General features: G+C 72.7%; 15 protein-coding genes. 5 read left to right on the forward strand and 10 right to left on the reverse strand.

The window, feature by feature from the left end; all coding sequences use genetic code 11:
* Positions 1-10: 10 nt before the first annotated feature.
* The 4 genes from E4198_RS09210 to E4198_RS09225 form a co-directional block, all read right to left on the reverse strand.
* Positions 11-1,510, reverse strand: coding sequence for an aldehyde dehydrogenase family protein (locus E4198_RS09210; RefSeq protein ID WP_136182740.1), 1,500 nt, complete (start codon positions 1,508-1,510; stop codon positions 11-13).
* 279 nt (positions 1,511-1,789) lie between these two features.
* A complete protein-coding gene (locus tag E4198_RS09215; RefSeq protein WP_136182741.1) occupies positions 1,790-2,779 on the reverse strand; it encodes a malate dehydrogenase in 990 nt (329 codons plus the stop codon).
* A gap of 324 nt (positions 2,780-3,103) precedes the next feature.
* Positions 3,104-3,559, reverse strand: coding sequence for a DUF3017 domain-containing protein (locus tag E4198_RS09220; protein ID WP_136182742.1), 456 nt, complete (start codon positions 3,557-3,559; stop codon positions 3,104-3,106).
* A 48-nt stretch (positions 3,560-3,607) separates the two neighbouring features.
* Positions 3,608-4,471 carry a bifunctional methylenetetrahydrofolate dehydrogenase/methenyltetrahydrofolate cyclohydrolase gene (locus E4198_RS09225; RefSeq protein WP_136182743.1) on the reverse strand — a complete coding sequence of 288 codons (864 nt, stop codon included), beginning with the start codon at positions 4,469-4,471 and terminating at the stop codon, positions 3,608-3,610.
* Between the two features lie 225 nt (positions 4,472-4,696).
* Between E4198_RS09225 and E4198_RS09230 the strand changes: the two genes are divergently transcribed.
* The 3 genes from E4198_RS09230 to E4198_RS09240 are packed head-to-tail and all read left to right on the forward strand — an operon-like array spanning position 4,697 to position 6,361.
* The gene (locus E4198_RS09230; protein ID WP_136182744.1) at positions 4,697-5,071 is read left to right on the forward strand and encodes a hypothetical protein; all 375 of its coding nucleotides are present in this window, start codon (positions 4,697-4,699) and stop codon (positions 5,069-5,071) included.
* Between the two features lie 44 nt (positions 5,072-5,115).
* Positions 5,116-5,694 carry a hypothetical protein gene (locus tag E4198_RS09235; protein ID WP_136182745.1) on the forward strand — a complete coding sequence of 193 codons (579 nt, stop codon included), beginning with the start codon at positions 5,116-5,118 and terminating at the stop codon, positions 5,692-5,694.
* A gap of 49 nt (positions 5,695-5,743) precedes the next feature.
* Positions 5,744-6,361, forward strand: coding sequence for a hypothetical protein (locus E4198_RS09240; RefSeq protein WP_136182746.1), 618 nt, complete (start codon positions 5,744-5,746; stop codon positions 6,359-6,361).
* A gap of 104 nt (positions 6,362-6,465) precedes the next feature.
* On the opposite strand, the gene purH is transcribed toward E4198_RS09240, so the two are convergent.
* Positions 6,466-8,091, reverse strand: coding sequence for a bifunctional phosphoribosylaminoimidazolecarboxamide formyltransferase/IMP cyclohydrolase (purH, locus tag E4198_RS09245; protein WP_136182747.1), 1,626 nt, complete (start codon positions 8,089-8,091; stop codon positions 6,466-6,468).
* Positions 8,088-8,864 carry a phosphoribosylglycinamide formyltransferase gene (purN, locus tag E4198_RS09250; RefSeq protein WP_247597610.1) on the reverse strand — a complete coding sequence of 259 codons (777 nt, stop codon included), beginning with the start codon at positions 8,862-8,864 and terminating at the stop codon, positions 8,088-8,090. The genes purH and purN overlap by 4 nt, the downstream gene beginning before the upstream one ends.
* Positions 8,865-8,963: 99 nt before the next feature.
* Between purN and E4198_RS09255 the strand changes: the two genes are divergently transcribed.
* Positions 8,964-9,809: a hypothetical protein gene (locus E4198_RS09255; protein WP_136182749.1), complete on the forward strand. Its 846-nt coding sequence runs from the start codon at positions 8,964-8,966 to the stop codon at positions 9,807-9,809.
* 13 nt (positions 9,810-9,822) lie between these two features.
* Here the strand turns inward: E4198_RS09255 and E4198_RS09260 are convergent, their stop codons facing one another.
* Complete coding sequence (locus E4198_RS09260; protein ID WP_247597611.1) at positions 9,823-11,403, reverse strand: DUF6350 family protein; 1,581 nt, start codon at positions 11,401-11,403, stop codon at positions 9,823-9,825.
* A 155-nt stretch (positions 11,404-11,558) separates the two neighbouring features.
* On the opposite strand from E4198_RS09260, the gene E4198_RS09265 reads away from it, so the two are divergent.
* On the forward strand, positions 11,559-12,524 hold the full coding sequence (locus tag E4198_RS09265) for a hypothetical protein (RefSeq protein ID WP_136182750.1): 966 nt from the start codon (positions 11,559-11,561) through the stop codon (positions 12,522-12,524).
* Positions 12,525-12,576: 52 nt separating this feature from the next.
* Here the strand turns inward: E4198_RS09265 and sucD are convergent, their stop codons facing one another.
* The 3 genes from sucD to E4198_RS09280 all read right to left on the reverse strand — a co-directional run bounded on the left by sucD (position 12,577) and on the right by E4198_RS09280 (position 16,022).
* A complete protein-coding gene (sucD, locus tag E4198_RS09270; protein WP_136182751.1) occupies positions 12,577-13,461 on the reverse strand; it encodes a succinate--CoA ligase subunit alpha in 885 nt (294 codons plus the stop codon).
* Positions 13,462-13,482: 21 nt separating this feature from the next.
* A complete protein-coding gene (sucC, locus tag E4198_RS09275) occupies positions 13,483-14,655 on the reverse strand; it encodes an ADP-forming succinate--CoA ligase subunit beta (RefSeq protein ID WP_136182752.1) in 1,173 nt (390 codons plus the stop codon).
* Between the two features lie 218 nt (positions 14,656-14,873).
* Positions 14,874-16,022, reverse strand: coding sequence for a VWA domain-containing protein (locus E4198_RS09280; protein WP_247597890.1), 1,149 nt, complete (start codon positions 16,020-16,022; stop codon positions 14,874-14,876).
* Positions 16,023-16,057 lie beyond the last annotated feature (35 nt).

Below are 16,057 nucleotides of genomic sequence, written 5' to 3' on the forward strand. Positions count from 1 at the left end.
GGGCCCGGGGTCAGCCCGCGAACCAGCGCACCGGTTCCGGCCGCAGGTTCTCGTAGACGTGCTTGGTCTCCTGGTACTCGGCGAGTCCGTGCGGGCCGAGTTCGCGGCCCGTCCCGGACCTGCCGAAGCCGCCCCATTCCGCCTGTGGGAGGTAGGGGTGGAAGTCGTTGATCCAGACGGTGCCGTGCCGCAGCCGGGAGGCGACCCGGCGGGCGCGGGCGGTGTCGGCCGAGAACACCGCGCCGGCCAGGCCGTACTCGGTGTCGTTGGCGAGCGCCACGGCCTCGTCCTCGTCGGCGAAGGTCTCCACGGTGAGGATCGGGCCGAAGGTCTCCTCGCGGACGACCTTCATGCCGCGGTGGCAGTGGTCCAGCACCGTCGGGGCGTAGAAGTACCCGTCGGCGGGACGGACGCCGGACGGCTCGGGCCGTTCGCCGCCGCAGCGCAGCACAGCGCCCTCGTCCAGCGCGGAGGCCACGTACGCCTCGGTCTTGGCGAGCTGCTGGGCGGAGACCAGCGGGCCGCACTCGACACCCTTCTCGGTCCCGCGGCCGAGTCGGATCCTCTGTGCGCGGGCGGCGAGTTCGGCGACGAAACGGTCGCGGACGGACTCCTCGACGATCAGCCGGGCACCGGCCGAGCAGACCTGGCCGCTGTGGATGAACGCGGCGTTCAGGGCCTGGTCGACGGCCGTGTCGAAGCCCTGCTCGGTGGCGCAGGCGTCGGCGAAGACCACGTTCGGGTTCTTGCCGCCGAGTTCGAGCGCGACCTTCTTCACGGTGGGGGCGGCGGCCTGGGCGACCTTGACTCCGGAGACCAGCCCCCCGGTGAAGGACACCAGGTCGACGTCGGGGTGTGCGGAGAGCCGGGCGCCGACCGGGTCTCCGGGGCCGGTCACGAGGTTGGCGACGCCGGACGGCAGCCCGGCCTCGACGAGCAGCTTCACCATGTGGAGGGTGCTCAGGGGGGTGATCTCGCTGGGTTTGAGCACGAAGGTGTTGCCCGCGGCCAGCGCAGGGGCGATCTTCCAGCTCGCCTGGAGCAGCGGGAAGTTCCAGGGGGTGATCATGGCGCAGACGCCGACCGGTTCGTGCACGACGACGCTGTGCACGTCGGGGCTGCCCGCGTCGACCACCCGGCCGGCAGAGTTCGACACCAGGTCCGCGAAGTAACGGAAGGCGGAGGTGACGTCGTCGACGTCGACCCGGCCCTCCTCCAGGGTCTTGCCCGCGTCGCGGGACTCCAGAAGGGCGATCTCCTCCCGGTCGCGCTGGAGCAGCTCGGCGACCCGGCGCAGCAGCGCCGCCCGCTCGGCGACCGGGGAGTGCGGCCAGGGGCCGGCGTCGAAGGCGCGGCGGGCGGCCGCGACTGCGGCGTCCGTGTCGGCTGCGTCACCGTCGGCGACGACGGCGAGGACGGTGGCGTCCGCGGGGTCGAGGATCTCCCTCGTGCCTCCGGCTGCGGCGCTGCGCCACTCGCCGTCGACATGGATGCTGTCGGTTACGGACACCGTGTGTACTGCCTTCCCCTGTGCGAGATGTGCCTGGCCGCCCGCCGGACGTGCACGCGCAGGGAGGCGTGCGCCGGGGGCGTGCGGCCAACCTCGAACCCTGCCCCGTTCCTCCGTTCTCATGTCTGCGGGCGTGCGAGAAGTGGGGTTCCTCACCCGTAACCGGAGGTTACGGGTGCACGTGGCCCTGTGGCCGGGTCTCGGCGGGTACGCCGACGGCCCCCGGCGGGATGCCGGGGGCCGTGAGGCAGAACAGGCCGGGCTCAGAACAGGCGGGGCTCAGAGCAGGCCGAGGCCGCGGACGGCCTCGCGCTCGTCCGCCAGCTCCTGGACGGAGGCGTCGATCCGGGCCCGCGAGAAGTCGTTGACCTCCAGGCCCTGCACGATCTCGTAGGTCCCGCCGGAGCAGGTGACCGGGAAGGACGAGATGAGCCCCTCGGGCACCCCGTAGGAGCCGTCGGACGGGATGCCCATGGAGGTCCAGTCGCCGTCCGGGGTGCCGTTGACCCAGGTGTGGACGTGGTCGATGGCCGCGTTGGCGGCCGAGGCGGCGGAGGAGGCGCCGCGGGCGTCGATGATGGCTGCGCCGCGCTTGGCGACCGTCGGGATGAAGTCGTCGGCCAGCCACTTCTCGTCGCCCACGGCCTCGGCGGCGTTCTTGCCCGCGACCTCGGCGTGGAAGATGTCCGGGTACTGGGTCGCGGAGTGGTTGCCCCAGATGGTGAGCTTCCGGATCTCCGAGACCGGCGCGCCGGTCTTCTTCGCCAGCTGCGAGAGGGCGCGGTTGTGGTCCAGGCGCGTCATGGCGGTGAAACGCTCGGCCGGCACGTCCGGCGCGGCGGCCTGGGCGATGAGCGCGTTGGTGTTGGCCGGGTTGCCCACGACGAGCACCTTGACGTCGTCCGCCGCGTGATCGTTGATGGCCTTGCCCTGCGGCTTGAAGATGCCGCCGTTGGCCTCCAGCAGGTCGCCGCGCTCCATGCCCTTCGTACGCGGGCGGGCGCCGACGAGCAGAGCCACGTTCGCGCCGTCGAAGGCGACGTTCGCGTCGTCGGTGATGTCGATGCCGTCCAGCAGCGGGAAGGCGCAGTCGTCCAGCTCCATCGCGGTGCCCTCGGCGGCCTTCACGGCCGGCGGGATCTCCAGGAGGCGCAGCCTGACCGGCACGTTGGGGCCGAGCAGGTGGCCGGAGGCGATGCGGAAGAGCAGCGCGTAACCGATCTGCCCGGCAGCGCCGGTGACGGTGACATTGACGGGAGTGCGGGTCATGTGGCGGTCTCCGTAGTACTGATGGTGGCGTCGGGTCTCCCCTTCAGCGCAGCACTTGGAGGAGGCTCCCTGCCCTTACTGGCGGGTCTCTCGACGTAGAGAGACCCGGCGTCAGGCTATCCGACGCCCTCCCTGCACACGAGGCAGCCGCCCGCTCAGGAGGGGGAGCGGCGGGCGGCTGCCGGGTGTGGCACACCCGTGGGGGGTTGCATGTTCGCCTGCCCGGACTCCGGGGGACCATGCGTGCGACTTCGCGGAAACGTCGCACAGGGTGACGAACGTCACTTCCGGGTGCGTCGGGGCCCGTACGACGACGGGCGCACCTCAGTCGATGACGAAGTGGACGATGTCGTCCAGGATCGGGATGTTCAGCCACGGGTCGGGCTGAGCCATCATCGCCAGCAGCGTGATGCCGACGCCCAGCACGCCGTACGTGGCCACGTCGGTGAACCGGGACCGCACCGCCAGCATGCCGACCGACGGCAGCCACCAGCGAAGCAGCCCCGCGCCGAGCACGGTCAGGCCGATCGTGAGGGCGCCCCCGCGGAACGAGCCGAGGGAGACCAGCAGACCGACCAGCACGCCCGTCGCGACGGCCAGCATCGGCCACTGCCGGGCCGGCGCCGGGGCGTCGCCCGGCGCTGCGCGCCCGCCGCCCTCGGGGCGCGCGGTGTCCCGGGTGAAGACCGGGAACCGGCGCGACCGCTGCGGCTCCGGCCCCGTCGCGGAGGGCGCCTCGCCGGCCGACTCCGACGCGGACGTCCTGTCGTCGGTCCCCATGTGCCTCGTCACCTCTTCTCCTCGTTCCTCTCGCGCCGCAGGGAGTGCTCAGGCCGCGACGGCGGCCTGCCGCTCCGCGGCCTCGACGACGTTCTGGAGCAGCAGCGCCCGCGTCATCGGGCCGACGCCGCCGGGGTTCGGCGACAGCCAGCCCGCGACCTCGGCCACCCCGGGGTGCACGTCTCCGACGATCTTGCCGTTCTCGTCCCGGCTCACACCGACGTCCAGCACGGCCGCGCCCGGCTTGACGTCCTCGGGCTTGATCAGGTGCGGCACGCCGGCAGCGGCCACCACGATGTCGGCGCGGCGGAGCTGCGCGGGCATGTCGCGGGTGCCGGTGTGGCACTGCGTCACCGTCGCGTTCTCCGAGCGGCGGGTGAGCAGCAGCGGCAGCGAACGGCCGACGGTGATGCCGCGGCCGACGACGACCACGTCGGCGCCGTCGACCTGCACCTCGTGCCTCCGCAGCAGCGACAGGATGCCGTTGGGTGTGCAGGGCAGCGGCGCCGGCTCGTTCAGCACCAAGCGGCCGAGGTTGGTGGGGTGCAGGCCGTCGGCGTCCTTGGCCGGGTCCATGAGCGCCAGGACGCGGTTCACGTCGATGCCACGGGGGAGCGGCAGCTGCACGATGTACCCGGTGCAGGCCGGGTCCTCGTTCAGCTCGCGCACCACCGCCTCGATCTCCTGCTGGGTGGCGGTGGCGGGCAGGGTGCGCTGGATGGAGGCGATGCCGACCTGCCCGCAGTCGCGGTGCTTGCCCGCGACGTACTTCTGGCTGCCGACGTCCTCCCCGACGAGCAGCGTGCCCAGACCGGGCGTCACGCCGCGGGACCTGAGGGTGTCGACCCGGGTGGCGAGTTCGGACTTGATCGCGGACGCGGTGGCCTTGCCATCGAGAATCTGGGCGCTCATGACGTCCATTCTCCCGGATCGGCGACCGTCGGCTCCACTCGCGCCGCGCCTCGGGTGCACCCGGCGCGCCGGGTGCACCCGAAAGGGGACAACGCAGGCGGGCCGCGTCTCAGATTCGCCACATTTGCCGATCTTGACTGGACAGCCTCTTGCGCGCCCACCACGATGGAGGATCGGCGCCGCCGTCCCCACGGTCAGGCGCCGGTCGTATCGGGGGAGATCGTCGTGCGCAGCGCGCACCACTCGCACCGCTCACGCCTCACGCAGTCCGCTGCGGGGCGGGACGCGTGCCGGTGGCTCCCCGGAGCCCTCGGCACCGCCGCGCCGTCTGCACCTTCGGAGGACACCGCTCGTGAGCTACCCACCCCAGCCGGGTCAGGACCCGACCTCGGCCGGGCCGCCGTACGCCGACAGGCCGCCCTGGCCAAGACGGGCGGCCCCGGTTGGCGCATCGCCACCATCGTGCTGGGCTCCCCCTCCATCCTCGGCGGAGTCTTCAGCCTGCTGACCGGTGTGGTGAACATCGCACTGGGCATCCTCATCATCGTCTTCATGTGCAAGGCCGAAGCGAAGGCCTGGTACGACCGGCCCCGGTACTGACCGCCGGGACGACCTGGAATCCCCTCAAAAAAGGAACTGCCACCATGAGTTACCCCTCCCAGCCGGGCCAGGACCCGAACAACCCGTACGCCCAGCAGCCCCAGGGCCAGCCCGGCTACGGCTCCCCCCAGCAGGACGTCGGCCTGCCCTCGTACGGCGGTGGCGCGGACCCGGCCTACGGTGCCGTCGGCGTCCCCACGACGATGCCCAGCCCGGTGAAGACCTCCCGGATCATGCTGTACGTGACGGGCGGCCTCAGCGTCGTCGGCGCGGTCCTGATGTTCATCGCCGCAGCGGCCATCGGCAGCATCGCCGACGACCCGGAGCTGCAGGGCGACGCCAACCTCGAGATGCTCAACGACCTGGGCACCGGCCTGCTCGCCGGAATGGGCGTCCTCTACCTCGCCTTCGCCGTCGCGGGCATCCTGCTGGCCGCGAAGTTCGCCAAGGGCGGCAACGGCGTGCGCATCGGCGCCATCGTCTACAGCGCGCTGGTGGCCCTGGTCGGGCTCCTGAACATCGCCTCCATCGTCAGCCTGGTCTTCGTGGTCATGGCGATCCTGGTCATCGTGTTCGTCTCGAAGGCCGACGGCAAGGCCTGGTTCGACCGCCCGCGCCACTGAGCCCATTCGACGCCCATGGCGGGCGTCCCACGGAGGTAAAGTCTCGGCCATGAGCTATCCGCCCGATCCCAACAACCCGTACGGGGCCGCCCCTTCGGGCGACTATTACGGTCAGAAGCAGCAGCCGGCACCGGGCTACGGCTACCCGCAGCAGCCGACGGCACCGGGCTACGGCTACCCCCAGCAGCAGCCGTACCCGGCGGCGCCCGGCATGCCGGGCGGGGGTCCCCAGCAGGGCATGCCCGCGCAAGCGGTCACCGCCCGTGTGCTGCTCTTCGTCGCGGGATCGCTGTGGGCGCTGATGGGTCTGCTGATGCTGATCGGCTCGCTCGCCGCGCAGTCGATGCTGGAGGAGATGGACGTCGCCGACAGCGGTGAGGCGGTCGGCGTCGGCCTGCTGCTCTTCCTGCTGTTCGGCGGTCTGGCGGCGCTGCACATCGTGCCGGCCTCGATGTTCGGCAAGGGCGGCACGGGCGCGCGGGTCACCGGCATCATCGCGTCGTCGCTGAACTCCATCGTCGCGCTGCTCGCATTGCTGGGCGGGGCGTCGGACGGCAACGCCGCGGGCGTGGTCATCTCCATCCTCTGGACGGCCACCGCCGTGGTGACCGTGATCTTCCTGGCCATGGGTCCGACCGGGGCCTGGTTCAACCGCCCCCGGTACTGACCCGCGCGTGGCCGCGTGAAGAGGCCGCCCCGGACCGTACGGTCCGGGGCGGCCTCTTCACGTGCGGCACCGTCGCGGCACGCGGCGGCCGACGGCGGCGGCCGTCAGTGGAAGAAGTGGCGGGTGCCCGTGAAGTACATGGTGACGCCGGCCGCCTGCGCGGCCTCGATCACCGCGTCGTCGCGGACCGAACCGCCGGGCTGCACGACGGCGCGGACACCGGCCGCCGTCAGCACCTGAAGGCCGTCCGGGAACGGGAAGAACGCGTCGGACGCCGCGTACGCGCCGGTGGCCCGCTCCTCCCCCGCCCGCTGCACGGCGAGCTTCGCCGAGTCGACACGGTTGACCTGCCCCATGCCGACGCCGACCGTGGCGCGGTCCTTGGCGAGCAGGATGGCGTTGGACTTCACCGCACGGCAGGCCCGCCAGGCGAAGGCGAGTTCGGCCAGCTCGTCCTCCGGCAGCGCCTCGCCGGTGGCCAGCGTCCACCGCGCCGGGTCGTCGCCGGACGCCTGGAGCCGGTCCGCGGCCTGGAGCAGCACGCCGCCGTCGATCGGCTTCATCTCGACCGGGTCGGAGGGGGCCTCCGCACAGCGCAGCACCCGGATGTTCTTCTTCCGCGTCAGCGCCTCGACCGCGCCCTCCGCGTAGCCGGGCGCGACGACGACCTCGGTGAAGATCCCGGCGACCTGCTCCGCCATCTCCTTCGACACGGGCCGGTTGACGGCGATGACCCCGCCGTACGCGGACAGCGGGTCGCAGGCGTGGGCCTTGCGGTGCGCCTCGGCGACGTCCGACCCGGTCGCGATGCCGCAGGGATTGGCGTGCTTGATGATCGCGACGCACGGCTCGGCGTGGTCGTGGGCGGCACGGCGGGCGGCCTCGGTGTCCACGTAGTTGTTGTAGGACATCTCCTTGCCGTGCAGCTGCTCGGCCTGTGCCAGACCACCGTTGCCGGTGGCGTAGAGCGCCGCCGGCTGGTGCGGGTTCTCGCCGTAACGGAGCACGGAGGTGCGCTCGTAGGTGGCGCCGAAGAACTCGGGGAACGCGGTCGGTTCGCCGGGCTCGTTCTCGCTGGAGCCGCCCGCCGCGTAGCCGGCGGCGAACCAGGTGGCGACGGCCACGTCGTACGCAGCCGTGTGCTGGAACGCCTCGGCGGCCAGCCGCTTGCGCTGGTGCAGGGTGAAGCCGCCGTCCCCCACGGCCGCGAGCACGGCCCCGTAGCGGCCCGGGTTGACGACCACGGACACCGACGGGTGGTTCTTGGCGGCGGCGCGGACCATCGACGGGCCGCCGATGTCGATCTGCTCGACGCACTCGTCCGGGGTGGCGCCGGAGGCGACCGTCTCGCGGAACGGGTAGAGGTTCACGACGACCAGCTCGAACGGCTCCACGCCCAGCTCGGCGAGCTGGCTGCGGTGCTCCTCCAGGCGCTGGTCGGCCAGGATGCCGGCGTGGACGCGGGGGTGCAGCGTCTTGACGCGGCCGGCCAGGCACTCGGGGAAGCCGGTCAGCTCCTCGACGCCGGTGACCGGCACCCCCGCGTCGGCGATGCGGCGGGCGGTGGAGCCGGTGGAGACGATCTGGACGCCGGCCCCGTGCAGGCCGCGGGCCAGCTCCTCCAGTCCGGTCTTGTCGTAGACGCTGACCAGCGCGCGGCGGATCGGGCGCCGGGTGCTGTCGTCGGCGGCACCGGAGGCGTTGTCAGTGGCGGTGGCGGTGGCGGTCACGGGATCAGTACCTTTCGTCCCTGGATGCGGTAGCCGTCACGGGCCAGACGCCCGACGACCTCGACGAGCAGCCGTCGCTCGACTTCCTTGATCCGTTCGTGCAGCGCGGCTCCCCCGTCGGCGTGGTCCTCCTCGGTGACCTCGACCACGCCCTGGGCGATGATCGGGCCCGTGTCGACGCCGTCGTCGACGAAGTGGACGGTGCAGCCGGTGACCTTGACGCCGTACTCCAGGGCGTCGCGCACGCCGTGCGCACCGGGGAAGCTGGGGAGCAGTGCGGGGTGCGTGTTGACGAACCGACCGCCGAACCGCGCCAGGAAGGCCGGTCCCACGATCTTCATGAAGCCCGCCGATACCACCAGGTCCGGCTCGTGGGCGGCGGTCGCCTCGGCCAGCGCCCGGTCCCAGGCGTCGCGGTCGGCGTGGTCGCGGACGCGGCAGACGAAGGTTGGCAGGCCGGCACGCTCGGCGCGGTCCAGTGCGGCGATCCCGCCCCGGTCGGCTCCCACGGCCACCACCTCGGCGCCGTACGCGTCGACGCCGTGCGCCGCGACCTCGTCCAGCAGCGCCTGGAGATTGGTGCCGGAACCGGAGACGAGCACGACGAGACGGGCGGGACGGTTCCGGTGCGCTGCCACGGCGGTGCACTTTCTGGCGAGGCGGAAAAGGAGGTTCGAGTCGGCGAGACGCTTCGTAGGGACCCACAAGTACATGGGGCACCGGTTTCCGGGGAACTCTACGAACCGGTCGACCGTCGGCAACGATACCGGCACCCTTCCGGACCCTCGCGGGACGGGGGCGCGTGGGGCAGGTAGCGTCGGGCGGGTAGGGCCCGCCCGGCACGGAGAGAAGCAGGGGAAGACACACACCACATGACCGACCGACGCCGCCGCACGGCCCACGCCGACACCGACCCCTCGCGCGAGGACAACCCCTTCGCCGCTCCGCCCGAGGGCCGTCCCGACCGGCCCTGGCAGCCGCGCCGGCCCAAGGGCGACGACGACCGGGAAGGCCGGGGAGACGGCGGGCCGGGCGGGGACACCGGCGCCGGGCCCGGCGAAGGGCCGGGGTCTTCGGGGCCGCACGGGTCGCAGGGTTCTCAGGGGTCGCCGTGGGGCGGGCGCTGGAGCACGCAGCAGCCCGGTCGCCAGGACGGCGGCTTCGGCGGGCCGCGCCGCCCGGACCAGGGCGGCGACGGCGGCCGGAAGACTCCCGGCATGCGCTGGGACCCCACCGACCCCAAGCAGCGGCACGCGCGCTATGCCCTGCACGGCGGCATCTGGGGCCTGTTCTTCGCAGTGCTCGGCCAGTTCGAGATCGGACTGCTGCTCGGTGCCCTGTCGGTGTACTGGGGCGTGAGCGCGCTGCGCGGCCCGTCGAGCGTGCGGTCCGCAGCGTCGGCTCACGCCACCGCGGAGGATGTGGCGGGCACGGACCGCACGGGTGGCGGGGGCGGTGCTTCCCGCCCGGCGGGCACGGAGCTCACCGTCACCCCTGCGCAGGCCGCGAAGGCCCGGCGGGCGGCTGCGATCAGCGGCCTGGTCGCGGGCGGGCTGGCGCTGCTGAGCGTCGTCGGCGGCTTCACCCAGCGGATGGTGTACGAGGAGTACTACACCTGCCGGCAGGACGCGCTGACGCAGGCGGCGCGTGAGCAGTGCGAGGACCTGCCGGACGACCAGGTGCCGTTCTGGCTGGGCGAGCAGCCCTCCGGGCAGTAGCGCCCGGGGCGGGTCAGTCGCCCCGTTCCCGGTCTCCGTCCCGTCCACGGGGCGAGAAGTCGTTCATCAGGCCGCCGGACGCGGCTTTCAGCGCCGCCCACCGGGACCGGCGCGCGCCCGTGTCGTGCCAGGCCGGATCGTCGACCCCGGGCACGTCGCCGCGGCGCAGCCGCATCCGCATCCGCATCCGCATCCGCCGGCGAACGTTCTCGGCGAACGCGCCGCGTGCGCGCAGGCGCCACGCCCGCAGGCCCAGCGCCGTCGGCACGCCGAACACCGCCGTCCACGCCGCTGCCGCGGCACCGGTCGCCCACCAGGTCGGCCCGACGTGCGCCAGCGCCCCCTTGCCGAGAGCACCCGAGGCGAGCGCGGCCAGCGCCGCCAGCACCGCCCCGCAGAGCACTGCGGCGGCGCACACCGTGAGCGCCGTCTCGCGCGCGTCGAGGGTGTCCTCGACCCCGTATCCCCGGGGCAGCGGGGCGGCCACCGGGGCGGCGTCCCGGCCCGCGCACACCCCGGCCGCGAGCCCGGCGGCCACCGGAAGCGCCACGGCGGCCCAGGTCAGCGGCGTGCCAGGGATGCCCGTCGGCAGCGCCGCGAACAGCGGGAAGGACACCGGCAGCGCACCGCCGTCGGCTGACGTCGCGAACGGGCCCACCATGCCCGCCGCGCCGAGCGCGAACCCGGGACCGAGCCCGTACGACGCGGCCCAGATCACGGCGTTCGGCAGCAGGGCGAGGGCCAGCAGCACCACCGCCGTCCGGCCCGGCCCGTTCCCGCTGAGGCGTTCCACGGCCGCCCATACCTCCTCGCCGTGCAGGCCGAGGACCAGCAGCGTCAGCACCAGGCCGCCGCCGAGGAGCAGCGCGACGCTCAGTCCGGCCGCGCGCAGGGCCGGACCGGCGCAGGCCTCCGTCGCGCCGCGGAGGGCCGGTCCGGGGCGGCCCAGAAACACCCAGACCACGACCGTCGCGACGGCGGACGCGGTGCCCGCCGACCACACCACCGCGCCGAGCGGATCGGCCCGGAGCGGTCCGTCGTGGGCGTAGAGGGCGACGGCGGTCCCGGCGAGCAGGTAGCCGGCGACCACCGTGGCGGCGATCCGTACGGCCCCGGCCCGGTCGGGGGACGTGTTGGTCCGGTCGAAGGACGCGTCCGCGCGGGCGGGGAAGGCGTCCGCGAGGGCGTTGCGCACGGCACGGCTGATCAGCCAGAGCGGCAGCGCAGCCGCCAGCAGCGGTGTCAGGTCCACCGGGACGGCTTCGCCGGTGACGGTGCTGGTCCGGACGAGGCCGGCGCCGTGAGCGGCCAGCCACAGCCCGGCGGCGACGTGCAGAGCAGCCTCCGGCCCGCCCTGCGGTGCGGGAGAGGCGATCCAGAGCAGCAGGACGACGACGGCCAGCAGCCCGAGGCCCAGCGCGGCGGCGATCAGCCCGCCCAGCAGCCGTGCGGCATGCGGCCGCCAGCCCCGCCGCGAGCCCTCGGGAGGGGCCGCCCGGCGCGGCGCACGCGCGCGGGGTGCCGCTTGAGGGGCTGTGCCGTCGGCTGGTCCGTCCGGGTGGGGCGGGGAGGGCCGCTGGATCTGGTGACTCACGGCGCCATGCTGCCAAGACGTGCCGTTTTCACGACGGATGGCATGCTTCGTCGTGGTGTCGCATCTCATGCGGAGAGAACTCTTTTCACACAGTATGTCTGATGATCCCGGAGGTGGGACCCGAGAGCGACCAACCGCTGTGTGAAGAGGTACCTATGACGGTGCGACAGGCGTGGGGGACCGACCGGAGGCGCCCCTGCCGCGCGCGCCCCGCCGGGCAGGCACAGGCCGCCTTCGACCTGCTCCACCTGCGCCACGCCACGCCGTTCACCCGCCAGGCCTACCTGCTGTGCGGCCATCCCGGGATCGCAGAACGCGCCGTCACCCACGCCTTCCGCACCGCCTGGGAACACTGGCCGGAGGTCGCCGGGGACCGCGACCCGGCCGGTTGGGTGCGGCTCGTGGCCTACGACTACGCGCTGTCGCCGTGGCACGGGCTCGTACCCGGACGCCGCACCCTCCCGGCGCATCCCGGCCCGCCCGCGGACCGCGCCCTGCTGGCCGGGCTCCTCGCTCTGCCCCGCCCGTACCGGCGATGCCTGCTGCTGCACGACGGTCTGGGGCTGGACCTGGCCGCCACCGCCGCCGAGACGGAGGCGAGCACCGCGGCGACCCGTGGGCGCCTCGCCCATGCGCGGGAGATGCTCGCGGCGCGCGTGCCGGAACTGGGTGACGCCCGCGCCGAGCGCCGCGTGCCTCTGCTCGCCCACCGGCTGGGGCTGCTGCTGGCCGCCCCGCACGTCCGCACTCCGCTCCCTGCCGCTCACGTGCGCGAAGACTGTGAGCGGACCAGCCGGCAGCGCACGGGAGCAGCATGGGGGCTGATCGCCGTGGTGGCCGCCGCCGTGACGGTGGCGCTGGCCGCGCCGGAGCAGGGAGGCGCCGAGCCGGGGCCGACGGAGGACGCCCGCAACGGCGGGGTCGCGCCCACGGCGTCGCCCTCCCCCACCATGTCGGCCCCGGGACCCGCGCCGGGCGTCGTGCCCGGGGCGGCGTATCTGCCGGAGGTGCGGTCGGGGAACTACCGGGTGCACCTGGTCGAGCGGGACGGGTGGGCGACCGTCCAGCCGCAGGCGAGTCCCACCGGCCCGGCGAAGAAGGCCGGTCCGGCGAAAAGCTGACGGGCCCGCACCCCGAGGGTGCGGGCCCGTTCACGCGTGCGACGGCCGGTGGTCAGCCGTTCAGCAGCTCGCGCGCCAGGCGCGCGGTCTCGGACGGGGTCTTGCCGACCTTCACGCCCGCGGCCTCCAGGGCCTCCTTCTTCGCCTGCGCGGTGCCGGAGGAACCGGACACGATCGCACCGGCGTGGCCCATCGTCTTGCCCTCGGGAGCGGTGAAGCCCGCGACGTAGCCGACGACCGGCTTGGAGACGTTCTCCTTGATGAAGTCCGCCGCGCGCTCCTCGGCGTCGCCGCCGATCTCACCGATCATGACGATCAGGTCGGTGTCGGCGTCGGCCTCGAACGCCTGCAGGGCGTCGATGTGGGTGGTGCCGATGACCGGGTCGCCACCGATGCCGACGCAGGTGGAGAAGCCGATGTCCCGCAGCTCGTACATCATCTGGTACGTCAGCGTGCCGGACTTCGAGACCAGCCCGATGCGGCCCGGCTTGGTGATGTCGGCCGGGATGATGCCGGCGTTCGACTGCCCGGGAGTGATCAGACCCGGGCAGTTCGGACCCACGATGCGGGTCTTGTTGCCCTTCTGCGTCGCGTAGGCCCAGAAGCTCGCGGAGTCGTGCACCGCGATGCCCTCGGTGATCACCACGGCGAGCGGGATCTCGGCGTCGATGGCCTCGACGACCGCGCTCTTGGTGAACTTCTCCGGCACGAAGATGACGGTGACGTCCGCGCCGGTGGCCTCCATGGCCTCCTTGACGCCACCGAACACCGGGACCTCGGTGCCGTCGAAGTCGACGGTGGTGCCCGCCTTGCGCGGGTTGACGCCGCCGACGATGTGGGTGCCCGACGCCAGCATGCGCTTGGTGTGCTTCTGGCCTTCGGAGCCGGTCATCCCCTGGACGATGACCTTGCTTTCCTTGGTGAGGAAGATAGCCATGTTCTTGTGCGTCCTCGTCCCTTACTTGGCGGCCAGCTCGGCGGCCTTGTCGGCCGCTCCGTCCATCGTGTCGACCTGCTGCACCAGCGGGTGGGCGGCATCGGTCAGGATCTTGCGGCCCAGCTCGGCGTTGTTGCCGTCCAGACGCACGACCAGCGGCTTGTTCACGTCCTCGCCCTTGGACTTGAGGAGTTCCAGGGCCTGAACGATGCCGTTGGCGACCGCGTCGCAGGCGGTGATGCCGCCGAAGACGTTGACGAACACGGACCGGACGTCCGGGTCGCCGAGGATGATCTCCAGGCCGTTCGCCATCACCTCGGCGGAGGCGCCGCCGCCGATGTCCAGGAAGTTGGCCGGCTTCACGTTGCCGTGGGCCTCGCCCGCGTACGCGACGACGTCGAGGGTGGACATGACCAGGCCCGCGCCGTTGCCGATGATGCCGACCTGGCCCTCGAGCTTGACGTAGTTCAGGCCCTTGGCCTTGGCGGCGGCCTCGAGCGGGTTGGCCGCGGCCTTGTCCTCGAGCGCGGCGTGGTCGGGCTGCCGGAACTCGGCGTTCTCGTCCAGCGACACCTTGCCGTCCAGCGCGATGACCTTGCCGTCACCGGTCTTGACCAGCGGGTTCACCTCGACCAGGAGGGCGTCCTCCTTGATGAAGACGTCCCACAGCTTCCGCAGGACGTTCACCACCTGGTCGTGCAGCTCGACCGGGAACTTCGCGGCCTCGACGATCTCGCGGGCCTTGGCCTCGGTCACGCCCTCGATCGCGTCCACCGGGATCTTGGCGAGGGCCTCGGGCTTGGTCGCCGCGACCTCCTCGATCTCGACACCGCCCTCGACGGAGGCCATGGCCAGGAAGGTGCGGTTGGTGCGGTCGAGGAGGAAGGAGACGTAGTACTCCTCGGCGATGTCGGCGGTCTGCGCCAGCATCACCTTGTGGACCGTGTGGCCCTTGATGTCCATCCCCAGGATGGCCCGGGCCTTCTCTACAGCGTCGTCGGCGTCGGAGGCCAGCTTCACGCCGCCCGCCTTGCCGCGGCCGCCGGTCTTCACCTGCGCCTTGACGACCGCGCGACCGCCGAGTCGCTCAGTCACCTCGCGCGCCGCTTCGGGCGTGTCGATGACTTCACCGGCCAGCACCGGTACGTCATGCTTGGCGAAGATGTCCCTCGCCTGGTACTCGAACAGGTCCACGCGCGTACGTCCCCTTAATCAGTGGTATCGCGGTCGTTGTCAGCGTGGGCGTGCCGCGTGGCCGCGGCGTCACCGATGGCGCGCGGCATGTCCGCCTTGCAGGGTAGCTCTGTCGGTGAGTGCTCCATAAATTCCAGCTCACACCGGCGCGGTGACACCTGTCACAGCTCGAGCGCGCCCCCTCCGGCCCGCCCGCCGCCTCCCGCGGGGCCCGGACCTCAGTCGTCGTGCGGCACGGGCAGCGGCCGCTTCTCGATCGCGGCGGCCATGACCTCGGGGAACAGGTCCGGGGTGCAGGCGAAGGCGGGCGCCCCCAGGGCTGCCAGCGCGGCCGCGTGCGCCCGGTCGTACGCTGGTGCGCCCTCGTCGGACAGCGCGAGCAGTGTGACGAACTGGACTCCCGCGGCCTTCATCGCGGCGACCCGTTTGAGCATCTCGTCCCGTATGCCGCCCTCGTACAGGTCGCTGATCAGCACCACCACGGTCTCGGCGGGGCGGGTGATCCGTGACTGGCAGTAGGCGAGCGCCCGGTTGATGTCCGTACCGCCGCCGAGCTGGGTGCCGAACAGCACGTCCACCGGGTCGTCCAGCTCGTCGGTCAGGTCGACGACGTTGGTGTCGAAGACGACCAGACGGGTGTCGAGTGACCGCATGGACGCCAGCACCGCGCCGAAAACGGACGCGTACACGACGGACGACGCCATCGACCCCGACTGGTCGATGCACAGCACAACGTCCTTCTTGACCGCCTGCGCGGCGCGCGCGTAGCCGACCAGCCGTTCGGGGACGACGGTGCCGTGGGACGGCAGGTAGTTCTTCAGGTTCGCGCGGATAGTGCGATCCCAGTCGATGTCCCGGTGACGCGGGCGCGCGACGCGCGCGGACCGGTCCAGAGCCCCGGTGAGCGTCGCACGGGTACGGGTCGCCAGCTTCCGCTCCAGCTGCTCCACCACGGCGCGGACCACGGCACGGGCCGTCTCGCGGCTCGATTCGGGCATCGCCCTGTTCAGGGAGAGCAATGTGCCGACCAGGTGCACGTCCGGCTCCACGGCCTCCAGCATCTCCGGCTCGAGGAGCAGCGAGGACAGGCCCAGCCGGTCGACGGCGTCCCGCTGCATCACCTGGACGACCGAGGCCGGAAAGTACGTTCGGATGTCACCGAGCCAGCGCGCCACGCGCGGAGCCGAGGCCCCCAGGCCGCCGGGCCGGTCGGTGGGGCGGCTCCCCTGCCCGGGGCCGTCGGCGGCGGCGCCGTAGAGGGCCGCGAGGGTGCGGTCCATCGCGGCGTCCGCGCCGCCGAGCGCGTAACCGGTCCCGTCGGTGTCCGAGCCGTCGCCACCCCCCAGCACCAGCCGCCACCGCCGCATCCGTTCCTCGCCCCCGGCGCGGAACTGCTCCTCTG

This window comes from Streptomyces sp. RKND-216 (assembly GCF_004795255.1).
Taxonomy (GTDB): domain Bacteria; phylum Actinomycetota; class Actinomycetes; order Streptomycetales; family Streptomycetaceae; genus Streptomyces; species Streptomyces hazeniae.